16 protein-coding genes and 1 pseudogene are annotated in these 16,542 nt (G+C 64.6%); 5 read left to right on the top strand and 12 right to left on the bottom strand.

Annotation, left to right across the window (positions count from 1 at the left end; all coding sequences use genetic code 11):
• Positions 1-36: 36 nt before the first annotated feature.
• Positions 37-282, bottom strand: a complete 246-nt coding sequence (locus tag ACSQ22_RS03610; protein ID WP_121508072.1) for an ATP-binding protein — start codon at positions 280-282, stop codon at positions 37-39.
• 70 nt (positions 283-352) lie between these two features.
• On the opposite strand from ACSQ22_RS03610, the gene ACSQ22_RS03605 reads away from it, so the two are divergent.
• Positions 353-655: an acylphosphatase gene (locus ACSQ22_RS03605; RefSeq protein ID WP_121422963.1), complete on the top strand. Its 303-nt coding sequence runs from the start codon at positions 353-355 to the stop codon at positions 653-655.
• A gap of 11 nt (positions 656-666) precedes the next feature.
• Here the strand turns inward: ACSQ22_RS03605 and ACSQ22_RS03600 are convergent, their stop codons facing one another.
• From ACSQ22_RS03600 to ACSQ22_RS03590, 3 genes are all read right to left on the bottom strand, one after another.
• Positions 667-1,464 (bottom strand): DUF72 domain-containing protein, encoded by a 798-nt coding sequence (locus tag ACSQ22_RS03600; RefSeq protein ID WP_436129452.1) that lies wholly within the window; start codon positions 1,462-1,464, stop codon positions 667-669.
• Positions 1,465-1,540: 76 nt separating this feature from the next.
• On the bottom strand, positions 1,541-2,854 hold the full coding sequence (locus ACSQ22_RS03595) for an ATP-binding protein (protein ID WP_436129451.1): 1,314 nt from the start codon (positions 2,852-2,854) through the stop codon (positions 1,541-1,543).
• Positions 2,851-3,624: a response regulator gene (locus ACSQ22_RS03590; RefSeq protein WP_436129450.1), complete on the bottom strand. Its 774-nt coding sequence runs from the start codon at positions 3,622-3,624 to the stop codon at positions 2,851-2,853. Before ACSQ22_RS03590 ends, ACSQ22_RS03595 begins: the two co-directional genes overlap by 4 nt.
• A 178-nt stretch (positions 3,625-3,802) precedes the next feature.
• Here ACSQ22_RS03590 and ACSQ22_RS03585 point away from each other — a divergent pair, with 178 nt between their 5' ends.
• From ACSQ22_RS03585 to ACSQ22_RS03570, 4 genes are all read left to right on the top strand, one after another.
• On the top strand, positions 3,803-4,330 hold the full coding sequence (locus ACSQ22_RS03585) for a DUF2147 domain-containing protein (protein WP_436129449.1): 528 nt from the start codon (positions 3,803-3,805) through the stop codon (positions 4,328-4,330).
• Between the two features lie 2 nt (positions 4,331-4,332).
• Positions 4,333-5,046, top strand: a complete 714-nt coding sequence (locus ACSQ22_RS03580; RefSeq protein WP_436129448.1) for a cytochrome c biogenesis CcdA family protein — start codon at positions 4,333-4,335, stop codon at positions 5,044-5,046.
• Positions 5,047-5,071: 25 nt separating this feature from the next.
• On the top strand, positions 5,072-5,653 hold the full coding sequence (locus ACSQ22_RS03575) for a thioredoxin family protein (protein WP_218300740.1): 582 nt from the start codon (positions 5,072-5,074) through the stop codon (positions 5,651-5,653).
• An 83-nt stretch (positions 5,654-5,736) separates the two neighbouring features.
• Positions 5,737-7,059, top strand: coding sequence for a serine hydrolase domain-containing protein (locus tag ACSQ22_RS03570; RefSeq protein ID WP_436129447.1), 1,323 nt, complete (start codon positions 5,737-5,739; stop codon positions 7,057-7,059).
• Positions 7,060-7,114: 55 nt separating this feature from the next.
• Here the strand turns inward: ACSQ22_RS03570 and ACSQ22_RS03565 are convergent, their stop codons facing one another.
• The 8 genes and pseudogenes from ACSQ22_RS03565 to dnaA all read right to left on the bottom strand — a co-directional run bounded on the left by ACSQ22_RS03565 (position 7,115) and on the right by dnaA (position 16,307).
• Positions 7,115-7,552 (bottom strand): OsmC family protein, encoded by a 438-nt coding sequence (locus ACSQ22_RS03565; RefSeq protein WP_436129446.1) that lies wholly within the window; start codon positions 7,550-7,552, stop codon positions 7,115-7,117.
• A 152-nt stretch (positions 7,553-7,704) separates the two neighbouring features.
• Positions 7,705-7,800, bottom strand: a pseudogene (locus ACSQ22_RS03560) (4Fe-4S binding protein); the annotation flags it as partial.
• 402 nt (positions 7,801-8,202) lie between these two features.
• Positions 8,203-8,616: a YkgJ family cysteine cluster protein gene (locus ACSQ22_RS03555; RefSeq protein ID WP_409860535.1), complete on the bottom strand. Its 414-nt coding sequence runs from the start codon at positions 8,614-8,616 to the stop codon at positions 8,203-8,205.
• 135 nt (positions 8,617-8,751) lie between these two features.
• Complete coding sequence (locus ACSQ22_RS03550) at positions 8,752-9,408, bottom strand: hypothetical protein (RefSeq protein ID WP_436129445.1); 657 nt, start codon at positions 9,406-9,408, stop codon at positions 8,752-8,754.
• A gap of 2 nt (positions 9,409-9,410) precedes the next feature.
• On the bottom strand, positions 9,411-10,643 hold the full coding sequence (locus ACSQ22_RS03545; protein ID WP_436129444.1) for an AAA family ATPase: 1,233 nt from the start codon (positions 10,641-10,643) through the stop codon (positions 9,411-9,413).
• Between the two features lie 230 nt (positions 10,644-10,873).
• Complete coding sequence (gene gyrB, locus ACSQ22_RS03540) at positions 10,874-13,489, bottom strand: DNA topoisomerase (ATP-hydrolyzing) subunit B (protein WP_055401225.1); 2,616 nt, start codon at positions 13,487-13,489, stop codon at positions 10,874-10,876.
• 144 nt (positions 13,490-13,633) lie between these two features.
• Positions 13,634-14,752 carry a DNA polymerase III subunit beta gene (gene dnaN / locus ACSQ22_RS03535; protein ID WP_055401227.1) on the bottom strand — a complete coding sequence of 373 codons (1,119 nt, stop codon included), beginning with the start codon at positions 14,750-14,752 and terminating at the stop codon, positions 13,634-13,636.
• Between the two features lie 130 nt (positions 14,753-14,882).
• Positions 14,883-16,307 (bottom strand): chromosomal replication initiator protein DnaA, encoded by a 1,425-nt coding sequence (dnaA, locus tag ACSQ22_RS03530; RefSeq protein WP_121421707.1) that lies wholly within the window; start codon positions 16,305-16,307, stop codon positions 14,883-14,885.
• Between the last annotated feature and the right edge of the window lie 235 nt (positions 16,308-16,542).

The following is a 16,542-nucleotide window of genomic DNA, read 5'->3' as shown; positions in this document are numbered from 1 at the left end:
GTCAACCCGTTTCTGTGGGCCTGTGGCGCGAAGGACTCACCGACCTTCGGTGGCTGCCACGCGCACCATGCGGATCGCATCGAACGGGCAGCGCACCGCACACAGCGCGCACCCGGTGCAGCCCGGCGCATCGTGCAGGGTGGAACACTTGGGACCCCAGGGCCCCGTGCCTTGCACCTGCAGCGACAGCACATGCGGCGGGCACACCGCAATGCACCAGCCGCAGCCGGTGCAGCGCTGGGGGTCGATGGTGGGCAGTGCCTTGGGGGTGGTCGTGGTCATGGGGTGCGGTGGTGCTGGCAGTGTGCCCCTGGAGCGGGCTCCCCACAAGGAGCGCGCTACAGTGCCCCCCATGAACGCAGAACCCCACTCCACCATCACCCGCCATCTGTTGATCACCGGCCATGTGCAGGGCGTGGGCTACCGCTGGTCCATGGTGCAGGCCGCCGAACGCCTGGGCGTAAAGGGCTGGGTGCGCAACCGCCAGGATGGCCGCGTGGAGGCCTGCGCATGGGGCACCGAGCAGGCCGTGCTGGCCCTCATCGACTGGGCGCATCAGGGGCCTGTGCATGCGCGGGTGGAACGTGTGGTGGTGGGCAATGTGCCCGATGGTGGCGAGGCCCCGCAGGGGTTTGTGCAGCGAGAGACGCTGTAGCTGCGCCGCTGCTAAGCGCGCAGGCCCAGTTGCCTCAGCAACTCCATCGCGCCCGCAGGCGCCCGCTCCTTCGCCCCGTTGATGAAGTAGACGAACACATCGCGCGGCCGCTCGCCGCCGGTCCAGGTGCGCACGCCATCGGCCCACTGTGCAATCGCCTCGGGCGTGTAGCCGGTGGGCACATCGGCCTGGCTGCGCATCAGCCGCAGGTAGGCAAAATCGGCCTCTGCATCTGCGATGGCGGGAAACTTTTCGGAGTCCGTGTAGACAGGCACGCAGCCGTATTGGCGGGCCAGCGCCACGAACTCTGGCGTGGCAAAACTCGGGTGGCGCACATCCAGGGCGTGGCGCAGCCGCAGGCCATCCACCTGTTGTGGCAGCAGGGCCAGAAAGGCCTCGAAGTCCCGTGGCTCAAACACCTTGGTCGGCATGAACTGCCACACGATGGGCCCGAGCTTGTGCTTGAGTTCCGAGATGCCGCTCTCCACAAACCGCGTGATCGACTCGCCTGCCTGCGCCAGCACGCGCCGGTGCGTGGCAAAACGGTTGGCTTTGAGCGAGAACAGGAAACCTTCGGGCGTTTCATCCCGCCACCTGGCGAAGGTGGGCGGCTTGAAGGTGCTGTAGTACGTGCCGTTGACCTCGATGGAGGTGAGCTGGCGGCTGGCGTACTGCAGCTCCTTGCTGTGCGCGAGGCCTGCGGGGTAGAAGTTGTCGCGCCAGGGCTCGAAGGTCCAGCCGCCGATGCCGATGCGGATGTTTTGGCTTCTGCTGCTACTGCCTGCGTTGGTGCTACCAGTGCTGTCCACGGTGTTCCCCTCATGAATCCACGGAAGGGCCACTGTAGCAGCGGCCTGCTGCGCCTGGAGAGCCTACAGAGCGGTGCTATGGCTGCGGGCCGGGCAGCTCGACCCGCGCCTCCAGCCCCGCACCATCCTCACGCGGCCCCAGCACTAGCCGGCCGCCCAGCGCCTGCGCCAGCTCGTTCGCAATGGCCAGGCCTAGCCCCGTGCCGCCTGTGCCGCGGTTGCGCGAGTCTTCCAGCCGCACATAGGGTTGGAGCACGGCGGCCAGGTCAGCTTCCGGTATACCCGGCCCACGGTCCAGCACGCGCAGCAGCCGCTGGCCGTGATCTCCAGCCTCCAGACTCACCTCAGCCGCGCCCGCGAACTTGAGCGCGTTGTCCACCAGGTTGCACACCAGGCGGCGCAGGGCCTGCGGGCGCGTGTCGCAGGCGCCCGGGTCTGCGTGCAGCAGCAATACCGGTAGGCCCGCATCGGCGTAGTCGAACGCAATGCTCTGCAGCAGCGCGCGCAGGTCCACGCGCTGCAGCGGCTCCTGCACGGCCTGGGACGAGCGCGCGTAGGCAATGCCCTCTTCCACCAGCGACTGCATCTCGGCCAGGTCTGCGTGCAGCTTGCCCTGCAGCGCGGTGTCGTCGAGCAGGTCCGCGCGCAGGCGCAAGCGGGTGATGGGCGTTTGCAGGTCGTGCGAGACGGCGGCCAGGATGCGCATGCGCTCCTCCAGGTGCGCCTGGATGCGGTGCTGCATGCGGTTGAAAGCTTGGGCAGCGCGCTGCACCTCGCGCGGGCCGTCCTCGGCCAGGGGCACGGCGGGGCGGTCGGCGCCCAGCGCATCGGCCGCGTCGGCCAGCGTTCGCAAGGGCCGCGTGGCCGCGCGTACGGCCCAGGCGCACAGGCCTACCAGCAGCGCCAGCTGTAGCGCCAGCGCGCCCAGCACCCAGGGCGAGACCTGCAGCCGGGGCTCGTCCATGTCCACGGCCAGCGGCGTGCCGTCGCTCAACTGGAGCTGCAGGCGCAGCTCGGTGCCGGGCACGAGGGGGTCGACCACCCGCACCGTCTGGCCGGGGGGCAGCGTCGCGCCCACGGCGCCTGCAATCAGGCGGGCCAGGTCGGACGGGTCTTCGGGTGCGTCCAGCGGCGCGGTCAGCGCAAACCGGTAGTTTCGACGCGCCAGCCGGTCCACCCACTGCGCACGCTCCGCGGCGGGCAGGCGGTCCAGCATGGCCATGGAGCTGGCCACGTCGCTCGCCAGGTACGACACCATGGCGCGGCGCATGGTCATGCTGCGCTCAGTGATCGCCAGCACGAAGGTCAGCGCATGCGCCAGCGCCAGGCCCAGTGCCAGCACCAGCAGGATGCGACCGAACAGCGAGCGGGGCCACCAGCGCAGCGTCATGCGGCGGCTCCTCCCGGCGCGGGTGCGGTTGCCGGTGCGGGCAATACGTCGGCGCAGAACACATAGCCCTCGTTGCGCACGGTCTTGATATAGCGTGAGCCGCGTACCCCGTCGCCCAGCCGCTGGCGCACGCGGCTGACCAAGAGGTCGATGGAGCGGTCGAACACATCGGCATCGCGACCCTGCGTGAGCTGCAGCAGCTGGTCGCGCGTGAGGATGCGCTGGGGGTGGTCCAGCAGCACGCGCAGCAGCCGGTATTCGGCGCCCGACAGCGCCACCACCGCGCCCGTGGCATCGAGCAGGTGGCGCGCCGTGGTGTCCAGCCGCCAGTCGCCGAACGCAAGGTGGCGCGCGGGCTCGGCCACGGCCAGGTTGGGCGGCAGCATGCGCGTGCGCCGCAGCACGGCGTGGATGCGCGCGAGCAGCTCGCGCGCGGCAAAGGGCTTGGTCAGGTAGTCGTCCGCGCCCAGCTCCAGGCCCAGGATGCGATCCGCCTCGTCGCTGCGCGCGGTGAGCATGATGATGGGCAGGGGCGGCGCGCCGGGGCTGCGCAGCTCGCGGCACAGCGCAATGCCGTCGGTGCCGGGGAGCATCAGGTCCAGCACCAAGAGGTCGATGCGTTGCGTGGCCAGCACCTCGCGCATCTGCCGGCCGTCGGCCGCCACGCTCACCTGCAGGCCCTGGCGCTGCAGGTACTCGGCCGCCAGTTCGCGGATGCCGGCGTCGTCATCGACGATGAGGATGTGGTCGGGCGGGGTCGTCGTCGTCATGGGCGCTGATTGTCCAGGCTTTGGCGCCTTGCGGTGAGGCCAGTACGGGCCCGCATGTATCTGAACTTGTCTGCCGGTGCCGCCGACACGCGCGCATACCAAAAGGCCTGTGCAGGACAAACCGCCGATACGTGCGCTGGCTTGAATGCAGTCTTCCTGAACTTCACGAGGACTTGCTATGAAACCATCCTTCGCCCTGGCCGCCGCTGCGCTGGCCCTGGGCCTGGCGCACACCGCCAGCGCGCAAGAGGCTGCCACCCAGCCCGCCACGGCGCCGCACCCCAAGGCCCCGCTGGGCCGCTGGATCACCGAAAGCGGAAACCTGGAGGTGGAGATTGCTCCCTGCCCCACTAACGCCAATGGCACTGCCAGTGCGAACACCGGTGGCAGCAGCGGCACCAACACCCTCTGCGGCAAGGTGGTGCGCGTGCTGGCCAACCGGTCGATGAGTGCACCCGGCACCGAGATGGCCGCGGCCGACGCGCGGCCCGCGCTGGGCATGACGATGCTGTCCGGCCTGCGCGACAGCGGCAGCGGCGAGTACCAAGGCGAGATTTACAACCGCGAGAACGCCAAGACCTACCGCTCCACCCTCACCCCCGCTGAGCCCGACCAGCTGCTGGTGCGCGCGTATGTAGGTATCCCGCTGTTCGGCAAGACGCAGGTGTGGCGTCGCCCGGCCGCAGAGCGTGGGGCCGTGCAATGAGCATGGCCACCACCTCGCCCTGGCTGGCTGTGGCCGCTGGCATGCTGACTGTGGGCGCGCCCTGCGTGCTGCCCATGTTGCCGGTGGTGCTGGGGGCGTCGGTGGCGGGCGGCCCAGCGCAGCGCACGCGTCCGCTGTTCATCGCGCTGGGGTTTGCGCTGTCGTTCGCAGCCGTGGCGCTGCTGTTCAGCAGCTTCACGCAGGTGCTGGGCGTGTCGCCCGAGGGCTTGCGCCGGTTCGCCGCCGTATTGCTGCTGGTGTTTGGCGTGCTCACGGTGTGGCCCAGGCCATTCCAGTGGCTGAGCCAACAGGCGGGTGGCGTGCTCAACCGAGCGGCCAGCCTGGGGATGGGCGCATCGGCGGGCAACTGGGGCGGGCTGCTGCTGGGTCTGAGCCTGGGTGCGGTGTGGACGCCCTGCGCCGGGCCGGTGCTGGCCTCCATCCTCGCGCTCATCGCCACGGAGCCGCCCGGGGTCAGCACGGCGGTGCTGTTGCTGGCCTATTCCACCGGCGCCGCGCTGCCCATGCTGGCCATCGCCTACGGCGGTCAGGCCGCGGCCAGTCATGTGCGCCGCATCTCGCGCCATGCACACCGCGTGCAGCAGGTTTTTGGGGTGGTGGTCATCGCCGTCGCGCTGGCCATGCTGCTGGAGGTGGATGGCCAGGTCACAGCGTGGCTGTCGCAGTTCTATCCCTCAAGTTTTGGAGGGCTGTAAGCGGCCCTCAGCAAGGAGTTTCACCATGACATCGCGCATTTCTTCACCCATCTCGTTTCAGCGCCGCACGTTCCTGGCGTCTGCAGCATCTGTGGCTGCCGCCGTAGCGGCACCCGCCCTCACCCACGCAGCAGGGCCCGCCGTCCAGGCGGCCACGCTGCCCGACTTTGGCGCGGCACCCGAGTTCACGGGCATCGAGCGCTGGCTCAACTCCGAGCCGCTCAGCCTGGCCCAGCTGCGCGGCCGCGTGGTGCTGGTGGACTTCTGGACGTATGCCTGCATCAACTGCATCCGCACGCTGCCCCACGTGAACCGCTGGGCCGAGCTGTACACGCCCCAGGGCCTCACCGTGGTGGGTGTGCACACGCCGGAGTTTCCGTTTGAGCGCACCACCAGCAACGTCGAGGTGGCCATGCGCCGCCATGGCGTGAAGCACCCCGTCGCGCAGGACAACCGCTACGGCACCTGGAAGGCCTACAGCAACCAGTACTGGCCCGCAGCCTACCTCATCGATGCGCAGGGCCGCATTCGCTACAAGCACTTTGGCGAAGGCGAATACGAGCGCACCGAGGCCGTGATCCGCGCGCTGCTCGCGGCGCGGAGCTAGGCGTTCTGGCTCCACCGTCCACTCATTTTTATCCCGTCATTTCTCTGCCCGCTCTCCACTCACCTTTGCAGGACTCTTGCACCATGCCGTACCCTCGCCTTCAATTTGCCCTGGTCACACTCGCCGCGGCCGCTGCTGCTCTCTGCATGGCCGCTACCAGCCATGCCCAGGCACCGCAACTGCCCCCGCCCGACGCCACCCACCCCGCCACGCTGCAGCTGATGCAGGGCTTTCCGCCGCCGCCCGACAAGGTCGTGCGCCTGGCCAACATCCTCAAATACCCCAACGTGCGCTGGGCCGCGCACCACCTGCGCGAGCTGGGGCCCACGGCGGCCGTGTGGCGCGGCGCAGGGGCACCCAGTGCGCTGCCCACCGCAGCCCGCGCGCTGGACGATGCACTGCCGGTACCCGACGGCAAGGGCGGCACCACCACGCTGGCTGACTGGCAAAAGGCCACCTACACCGATGGCCTGCTGGTGCTGCACCGAGGCCGTGTCGTGTACGAGCGCCACCACATCGGCATGCAGCCGCACCAGCCCCACGTGCTGTGGTCCATGAGCAAATCGCTCACCGGCCTGCTGGCCACTGAACTCATCCAGGAAGGCGTGATCGACCCGAAAGCGCTGATTCCCCGCTACCTGCCCGAGCTGACCACCAGCGCCTGGGCCGATGCCACCGTGCAGCAGACCCTGGACATGACGACCGGCGTGCAATACGCCGAGAACTTTGTCGACCCTGCGTCCGGCGTTTTCCAGTACCTGGCCGCCGCAGGCCTGCAGCCCGCGCCGCCCGGCAGCAACGCCGCCAAAAGCATGGCCGAGTTCCTGCCCACGTTGAAGAAAGAAGGGGAGCACGGCACCGCGTTTGCGTACAAGTCGGTGGACACGGAAGTACTGGGCTGGCTGCTGCAGCGCGTGACGGGCAAGAGCTACGCCACGCTGCTGTCTGAACGCATCTGGTCGCGCCTGGGCGCGCAGGATGATGGGTATGTGTTTGCCGATGCGAACGGTGGTCAGTCCACTAGCGTGGGCGTGAACGCCACGCTGCGCGACTTGGGGCGCTTTGGAGAAATGCTCCGTGCCAATGGCAGCTTCAACGGCCAGCAGATCATCTCGGCCGCCACCATTGCCGAGCTGCGCAAGGGTGCCGATCCCACGAAATTCAGCAAGGCCCCCGGCACGGCCATGCGCGCGGGCTACTCGTACCACAACCAGTGGTGGGTGCCGCACGATGCGGACGGTACGCTGGAAGCCAAGGGCCTGATGGGCCAGCACATCCACATCAACCCGGCGGCAGAACTGGTGGTGGTGAAGCTATCAACACACCCGGTGCCCAACACGGCCTTCACCCACGCGCTGGACCGGCAGGCGTTTGCTGCGCTGGCAGCGGCGGTGCGGGCTCGCTGAGGGTGAAGAAGAATCGGCCAAGGCGGCGCCCCCGGCGCTGCGCCTGTACCGTTAGCTACTTCACGAGCGTGGCGGTCAGCGTGATCTCTGGCACCGAGGCCAACGCCTTGGACAGCGGGCAGTTGGCCTTGGCATCGGCCGCTAGCTTCTGAAAGGCAGCATCGTCCATGCCCGGCACCTTGGCCGTGAGCGTGAGGGCGATGCGGTCAATCACAAAACCATCGCCTTCCTTGCTGAGCCGTACGCTGGCCGTGGTGTCGATGGTCTCGGTGGCGATGCCAGCCTTCTCGGCGGCAAAAGAAAACGCCATGGTGAAGCAGGCTGCATGGGCAGCGCCCACGATCTCCTCGGGATTGGTGCCCTTGCGGTCTTCGCCGAAGCGGCTGGCAAAGCCGTAGGGGTACTTGTCCAGCGCGCCGGTCTCGGTGCTGATCTGGCCCTGGCCGGACTTGCCGGCACCTTCCCAGTGAACGCTGGCTTTCTTTTCAGACATGGTGTGCTCCTTGTGGTGAATGGGGTGAACCGCCCATGTCACCACGCCCCGCCGCTCGGGCGTGTGGGACACCGTCGCGTCGTGCTGTCCATCTTGAACGTGCATCGCGGCGGGCATGGGTGCCCGTTGCAGTGCTAGCGTGCAACACCACACTAGACGTCTTCAATGAGGGGCTGGGTCCGCACCATGCGGATCGCATCAAACGGACACCGCACCGCGCACAAGGCGCACCCCGTGCAGGCCGCAGCAGCAGGATAGAGCTAGGAGCCAGGCGACCACGACAGCATTGCAGCTCAGCGCACGCAGCACCGCTGGTCAAGCGCTGCCGTGGTGGGCGGGCTTGTAAACAACACCGAAGGCGGGTGCGCTGGCGATACTGTGCGTGCACGCCCCCTGCAGCAGCAACAGTGCCTCCACCATCACCCGGCACCTTCTCATCCGTGGACACGTCCAGGGCGTCAGCTACCGCTGGTCCATGATGCATGGCTGCCCAGCAGCGCGGTGTGCAAGTGCCGTGATGGCAGAGCCTGCGGAGCCTTGGGCAGGCCTTGTACAGAGGGACACGGTGTAGGAGCAGGGAGGTTGGTCAGCTTGCACTGTGTCGGGTGCCGCGCTGCTGCACCAACCGACGGATTGGCCTTGGTGACCGTTCAGCCCTTGCGCTGCAAGTCCCGAGCCCCATAAGCACAGTACCCAGGCTTGGGGCTCTTCTTTTGTGGGTGCAGCCGGCACGTCTCCGGCCGCTTGTCATACACCGTGCACAGCCGGGTCTTCGGGTCCAGAAAATTGCAGTCCCCAGTGGCCCGCCGCGCCATCGTGAAGATCGCGTTCTTGTGATTGAAGTGGTCAATCAACCGCGCCTTGAGCAGCCGCTTGGCAATGTGCCGCAGCTCTTCATGCTCGGCCTCGAACGGGTCCACCAGCTCAAGCCGCACCAGGTCGGGCAACTGCACTTCCAGCGGCATCGTGCAGCAGTTGGCCGCGCAGGTGTCGCACAGGCCCGCGCGGTAGCGGGTCCAGGTGTCGAGGCGGTCGACGTCAACGATGGCGATGGGGGATCTCATGGATAGATGCCGCAACAGGTTCACTACCGCTCTTTCACTGGCGGTGCGTTTGGCTGCCCTGAAAGAGCTCAGTGCTTCAGGCGATTTTTGACTTTAGCGCACAAGATGAAGCGCATGCTGCAATGCTCTCGGGGCTCATGAACCGTCATTGGCAATCAACCTGCGCAATCCGTCGCGGAACTTCCCAAAGCTTGGAGAAGCGTTTCTTTCGATATCCATGCCTGGGCTGATCTTTCTGACCCACTCATGCTTAAGTTGCCCGGGCAGAGGCCAGCCCGCTTTTTGGATACTGGCGTGTCCGCCATGATGAACTGCATCCGCCAACAATTCCCAGGTGCCGCAAATGCTGTCTTGGACATACCTTGCCAGTACGTCTTTTCTTGCTTTTGGGTAGGCGGCCAGCAAGGCCGTGCGATCACCCAGAATCCAGGCTTCCATCTCTTCGATGGCAAGTCGAAAAAGCGTGTTGGGAGCAGGATTGCAGCGTTTCAGCAATACTTGTAATTCGGACAGAAAATCTTTGCAAGGACGGTTGTCACTGTCCAATACGACGACCACTGCGTCGATGCCGGGAGTTTTGCCGTAGCCGATCAGCAAGCGGGGCAATTGATCGAGCAATGCCCGCTTAGAGGGATCACCCTTGGCGACAAGCCCCTGAGGTATTCGACCCACGCCTTTGTAGGGATGGATGCGCCAGGAGTGTGGGTCGCCTTGGGGGCCGATTGCTTGGGGCATTAGGGACTCAATCAGCGCAGCACCGGAACTGTCTTCCACAAGCACTTCGATGTGCATGCCTACCTCGCGTCTAGATAGTCGCTGTACCAAAGGCCACCCAGGGGTAGACCCTCATCCACGAGGTTGCGCACCAGCTCGATATCAGATGCCCGCCGAACGGTCGAAAAGCCATTCCCGCTTTTTTCCAGAATCCAGACTTCGCTCGGAGACAGCGCATCTACGAAATAGGGTTGGTGCGTGGTCACGAAAATCTGAGGTTGGTTCTTCTTACCCGTGGCATGGCTGCGCAACTCGGTGGCCAAAGAGTCCAGTAGGCGGTGGTACAGCCCGTTCTCAGGCTCCTCAATACATATGAATGGGGGTGGCTCTGGATCCTCCATCAGAAGCAGATATGCGAAAATTTTCAGCGTGCCATCAGACATCTGCGACGCATAGAAAGGGTCGGCGAATGCACCATCGTTGAACTGGAGGAGAACGCGCTTGTCCTGTGTGACACTGGTCTTTATGCTTGTCACGCCTGGAATTTTGCTGGCAATGCGATCCAGAATTGCTTGAAAGCGTGCCTTGTGTTCACGCTCCATGTACTGCACCACATTGCCGATATTGTCTCCGTGGATGTTCAGGTGGCGCTGCGCACCGGCGGGCTGGATAGCACGCGCCGCATCGGGGTGAAAGTAGGAGAGATACCAGCCCTTTAGAAAGTCGCGGAAGCGTTTGATGCGCGGATGTTCTTTGAGCGTGCCCAGCGTGGCGATGCCCAATTGGCGCAAGTCGGTCAATTCCACATCTTCCTGTGCCCGGTCTTCTTCCTCGCTGTCCGTCTCTACGGCCTCCTCACCGGCCCACACCTTGCCGAGCCCGTGATGTAAGCGAAGGAACGGATAGGGCCTGCCGTGCTTCTGGCCTTTGCGGCGCTGCTTCAGGACCTCCGACTCAACGAAAGGTCGTCCGCTACGGTCCACATTGATCGCCAATTCGTAAGTGATGGGCCGCTCGCCGGGGGCTTCTCGGTAGTAGATGTCGAAGCGAATGGGTTCCGTGACTCCCAGGGAGCGCATGCGATCGAAGCCGCCGCGCAGCTTGCTATCGCAGGCTGTTTCCACATCGGTGTTTAGGCAATCTGCGACGAAGCCGAATGCATCGAACAAAGTGCTTTTGCCTACTCCGTTCTTACCGATGACTACGGTGAATGGAGTTAACGGGTCGCCTCCCTGGTCGGTAGAGAGTTTGCCTAATGTGATGTCGTGCAGCGCCCGGTAGTTGCGCACGCGAAAACCTTCGATCAGCGCCATGCATAGCCTCTTTTCATGATGTGCCTTTCGTGCTTGTCACCGGCCGAATTTACCGTCAGCAGCGCCAGCACGGCGGCCTTGGCGTTTTGCCCCGGTGTTGGCGTTTGAGAACAGCCTGTGCTAGTGACTGGCGCGAGCCAGCAGAAGTCAAGCAAGGCATGTTGCCAGCTGGCGGCTATGCATTTTCTGCGTGTGCTGGTAACTCTGGCAGGCATGGCGCCATGCGTGGGTCAAACGTCAATATTCCCCGCCCGCAGCGCATTCGTCTCAATGAAATCCCGCCGGGGCTCCACCTCATCCCCCATCAGCATCGTGAACACCCGGTCCGCCTCGATCGCGTCGTCGATCTGCACGCGCAGCAGGCGGCGCACGTTGGGGTCCATCGTGGTTTCCCACAGCTGCTCGGGGTTCATCTCGCCCAGGCCCTTGTAGCGCTGGCGGGATGTGCTGCGTTCGGCTTCGCTGATCAGCCACTTCATGGCCTGGCGGAAGTCGCCGACTTTTTCTTCCTTCTGCTTTTCGCCTTCGCCGCGCAGGGCCTTGGCGCCCTCGCCCAGCAGGCCGCGGAAGGTCTCAGCGGCTTCGGCCAGGGCGGCGTAGTCGGCGCCGTGCACGAAGTCTTGCGTGATGACGCTGCTCTTGATATTGCCGTGGTGGCGGCGGCTGATGCGCAGCAGGGGCTTGTCGGTGCGGGCGTCGAACTCGCCAGCCACTTCGGCGGGGGCGCCGGTGGTGTTCAGTTCGCGCAGCTTGGCCTGCAGGGCCACGGCGCTGGCTTCAGCGTCGGCCACGGTGTCGAGCTTCAAGCTCACGCCGTCGGCAATGGCGCGCAGGGCTTCGGCGTCCATGAAGTTGCCCAGGCGCGCAATCACGCTTTCGGCGATCTGGTGCTTGCGCGCCAGTTCGGCCAGGGTGTCGCCGGTCAGCGTTTGCGGGTTGGCACCGCCGGTGGTCACGCTGGCGTGGTTGAGCGCAATGCGCAGCAGGAAGCCGTCGAGCGCGGGGGCGTCCTTCAGGTACAGCTCTTCCTTGCCAGCTTTCACCTTGTACAGCGGTGGCTGGGCAATGTAGATGTGGCCGCGCTCGACCAGTTCGGGCATCTGGCGGTAGAAGAAGGTGAGCAGCAGGGTGCGGATGTGGGCGCCGTCGACGTCGGCGTCGGTCATGATGATGATGCGGTGGTAACGCAGCTTGGCCACGTCAAAGTCATCGCCACCCGTGGTGCCCCCGGCCTTGCCGATGCCGGTGCCGAGGGCCGTGATCAGCGTGAGGATTTCGTTGCTGGTCAGCAGCTTTTCGTAGCGGGCCTTTTCCACGTTCAGGATCTTGCCGCGCAGGGGCAGGATGGCCTGGAACTTGCGGTCGCGGCCTTGCTTGGCAGAGCCTCCGGCGGAGTCACCCTCGACGATGTAGATTTCGCACAGGGCGGGGTCTTTTTCCTGGCAGTCGGCCAGCTTGCCGGGCAGGCCCATGCCGTCGAGCACGCCCTTGCGGCGGGTCATTTCGCGGGCCTTGCGGGCGGCTTCGCGGGCGCGGGCGGCTTCCACGATCTTGCCGCAGATGATCTTGGCGTCGGCCGGGCGCTCCTGCAGGTAGTCGGTCAGCAGCTTGCCCACGATGTCTTCCACGGGGGCGCGCACTTCGCTCGATACCAGCTTGTCCTTGGTCTGGCTGCTGAACTTGGGCTCGGGCACCTTCACGCTCAGCACGCAGCACAGGCCTTCGCGCATGTCGTCGCCGGTCACTTCGACCTTGGCCTTCTTGGCGAACTCGTTTTCTTCGATGTACTTGTTGATGACGCGGGTCATCGCGGCGCGCAGGCCGGTCAGGTGGGTGCCGCCGTCACGCTGGGGGATGTTGTTGGTAAAGCAGAGCACTTGCTCGCTGTACGCGCTGTTCCACTGCATCGCCACTTCCACGCCGATGTGGGTGCCAGGGATGCCGCCATACGTCTCGGCCGGGCGCTCGCCCGCGGCGTAGAACGATGTGGGGTGCAGGACGGTCTTGCCCTTGTTGATGAACTCCACAAAGCCGCGCACGCCACCAGCGCCCGAGAAGTCGTCTTCTTTGCCGCTGCGCTCGTCTTTGAGGCGAATGCGCACGCCGTTGTTCAAGAACGAGAGTTCGCGCAGGCGCTTGGCCAGGATCTCGTAGTGGAACTCGTTGTTCTCCTTGAAGATCTCGGTGTCGGGCAAGAAGTGCACTTCGGTGCCGCGCTTGTCGGTGTCGTCCAGCACCTGCATGGGCGAGACTTCCACGCCGTCCACCGTCTGCACGATGCGGTTCTGCACGAAGCCCTTGCTGAACTCCAGCGCGTGCACCTTGCCTTCGCGGCGCACGGTCAAGCGCAGCATCTTGCTGAGCGCGTTCACGCAGCTCACGCCCACGCCGTGCAGGCCGCCCGAGACCTTGTAGCTGTTCTGGTTGAACTTGCCGCCCGCGTGCAGTTCGGTCAGTGCGATCTCGGCGGCCGAGCGCTTGGGCTCGTGCTTGTCGTCCATCTTCACGCCGGTCGGAATGCCCCGGCCGTTGTCGGTGACGCTGATGGAGTTGTCGGAATGGATGGTGACGACGATGTCGTCGCAGTGGCCGGCCAGGGCTTCGTCGATGGAGTTGTCGACCACCTCGAACACCAGGTGGTGCAAACCGGTGCCGTCGCTGGTATCGCCGATGTACATGCCGGGGCGCTTGCGCACGGCCTCCAGGCCTTCGAGGATGGTGATGGCGCCTTCGCCGTAGCTTTCGCTGGCCCCGGCTTGGTTGGTGTCGATCTTGGCGAGGGTGGGCTCAACATGGCCGGAGACGCCGGTGTCTTCGGGCTCGGAGGGGATGTTGTCAACGGTCATGGTGGGCCTTGGGATCCGTGGAAACCGGGGTTTCCAATGTGTCAATATGGGTCAAATAGGGCTCTAGCGCTTATCCAGTAAGCGCTAGTAGCTATCAAAACGGTAGTCGTTGTGGTCAGGCTGTGCAGCAGGACGGGGGCCGCCTCAAATGCGCATTGGCATGACCACGTACTTGAAGCTGTCGTTCTCTGGGATGGTCAGCAGCGCAGAGCTGTTGCCGTCCGAAAGCTCCACCTTCACCATGTCCTGGCCCATGTTGGCCAGGGCGTCGATGAGGTAGGTCACGTTGAAGCCGATCTCGATGGTGTCGCCACCGTAGTCGATGTCGAGCTCGTCCACGGCCTCTTCCTGCTCTGCGTTGTTCGACGCCACGCGCAGGGTGCCGGGCTCCAGGTTCAGGCGCACCCCCTTGAACTTGTCGCTGGTCATGATGGCCGTGCGCTGCAGGCTGGCCAGCAGCGGGGCGCGGCCCAGGGTGATGCTGTTCTTGTGGTTCTTGGGGATCACCCGGTTGTAGTCAGGGAACTTGCCCTCGACCAGCTTGGTGACGAACTCCATGCCGCCAAAGGTGAACTTGGCCTGGTTGTTGGCGAACTGCATTTCGATGTGGGGCTGGTTCTCGCCGCCCGCATCGCTGAGCAAACGCTGCAGCTCGATCACGGTCTTGCGCGGCAGGATGACTTCCTGCTTGGGCACTTCCACATCCAGCGTGGCGCTGGCAAAAGCCAGGCGATGGCCGTCGGTGGCCACCAGGGACAGCTGCTTGCCCTCAGCCACGAACAGGATGCCGTTGAGGTAGTAGCGGATGTCCTGCACCGCCATGGCAAACGACACCTGACCGAGCAGATCTTTCAGCGTCTTTTGCGGCACGGCGAACACGGGGCCGAAGGCGGCAGACTCTTGCACCAGCGGGAAGTCTTCAGCCGGCAGGCTTTGCAACGTGAAGCGGCTCTTGCCGCCTTTCAGGATGAGCTTGGACTGTGCCGATTCGAGGCTAACGGTCTGGTCGCCCGGCATGGTGCGCAGGATGTCGATGAGCTTGCGCGCCCCCACGGTGGTGGTGAAGTCGCCGGTGTCGCCGCCCAGCTCAGCCGTGGTGCGGATCTGGATTTCGAGGTCGCTGGTCGTCAGCTGCAGGGCATTGCCCGTCTTGCGGATCAGCACATTGGCCAGGATGGGCAGCGTGTGGCGGCGCTCCACGATGCCAGCCACGGATTGCAGAACCGCGAGAACCTTGTCTTGTGTTGCCTTCAGGACGATCATGTCTTCAACCTCTTGTGGTTTTTGGGACGGTGCGTGGACAGCGGCACAGGTCGTGCCTCCCCCTGCTGTATAACCCGCCATTTTGCCCGTTTACCGGGCGGGTTCTTTTCGGGGTCTCTCCCACCGGTTGTCAGCCTTTCAGGGTCTGTTCCAGCACATGCAACTGCTGGTTCAACTCGGTCAGCTGCTGGCGCTCGCCCGAAATCTTGCGCACTGCATGCAAAACGGTGGTGTGGTCGCGCCCACCAAACAATTCTCCGATCTCGGGAAGACTCTTTTGCGTCAGTTCCTTGGCCAGGTACATCGCAATCTGGCGCGGCCGGGCAATGCTGGCCGGGCGCTTCTTGCTGTACATGTCGGCGACCTTGATCTTGTAGTAGTCAGCCACCGTTTTCTGGATGTTTTCCACAGAAATCTGCCGGTTCTGGATCGACAGCAGATCGCGCAGCGCCTCGCGGGCGAGCTGGATGGAAATCTCTTTCTGGTTGAAGCGCGAGTAAGCCAGGATCTTGCGCAGCGCGCCTTCGAGCTCGCGCACGTTGGAGCGCACGTTCTTGGCCACGAAAAAGGCCACTTCTTCGGGCATCTCGGTGCCTTCGACGCGGGCCTTGTTGATCAGGATGGCCACGCGCATTTCCAGCTCGGGTGGCTCGATGGCCACCGTCAGGCCCGAGTCGAAGCGCGACACCAGCCGCTCGTGGATGTTGGCCAGGCCCTTCGGATACGTGTCCGACGTCATCACGATGTGAGACTTCTTGGCCAGCAGGGCTTCGAAGGCGTTGAAGAATTCTTCCTGCGTGCGGTCCTTGTTGGCGAAGAACTGCACATCGTCGATCAGCAGCAGGTCGAGCGAGTGGTAGCGCTCCTTGAATTCATCAAAGGTGCGCCGCTGGTAGGCCTTAACCACATCCGACACAAACTGCTCGGCATGGATGTAGAGAACTTTGGCGTCGGGCTTGTCCTGCAGCAGGCGGTTGCCCACAGCGTGCACCAGGTGGGTCTTGCCCAAGCCCACGCCGCCATAGATAAACAGCGGGTTGTACAGGTGGCCGGGCATGCCCGCCACGTGCATGGCGGCCGAGCGCGCCATGCGGTTGGCCGTGCCTTCCACCAGCGTCTCAAAGGTGAGGCCTGCATTGAGCCGGTTGCGGAAGGCGCCCGCCGAGGCTTCATCGCTGTGGCTCGATGGCGGTTCGGACTGCGTTGCGGTGTTCGATGGTTCAGACGCTGCGGGTCGTGCGTAAGTGCGTACAACGGATTCCCGCTGAGCGAGCGCTAACTCCAGGGTGACGGGCTGGCCATACAGGCCTTCGAGCAATGCGGCAATGCGGCCCGCATACTGCGCCCGGATCCAGTCGAGCTTGAACCGGTTGCCCACCAGCACGGTGACCTTGGAGAAGTCTTCGGCCACCTGGGCAATCAGGGGCTTGATCCAGGTGTTGAACTGCTGCTCGGGCAGGTCTTGCGCCAGTTGCTCTACGCAGGCTTGCCACAGGCCCTGGCCGGCATCTGCACCGGGTGAATGTTGGGGGCTGCGGGAGGGTTCCTCGATCATTTCAGGGGGATTCTTGTTGTGGATAGGAGGAACGGGGCTGGGCGGCGGATTGTAGCTTGTCAAATAGTTATCCACAATTTGAAAACTGCGGTGGTCAGAGGTGTTGATAGTCGTTCAGGGGGCGCTGTGGTGCTGGCGTGTACCCATTGAAAACCGCAGCTGTAATTGCCGTGAACCCGCGAAAAGCCGCGATAAAACAAGCCGAAACGTGATCCGGAGATAAGCCTGCCAGCCA

Origin of the sequence: Acidovorax sp. LjRoot38, assembly GCF_964252975.1 — a bacterium.
Lineage (GTDB): Bacteria > Pseudomonadota > Gammaproteobacteria > Burkholderiales > Burkholderiaceae_C > Acidovorax > Acidovorax facilis.
The sequence above is the reverse complement of the archived record's forward strand: the minus strand, read 5'-3'. Positions and strand labels throughout refer to the sequence as shown.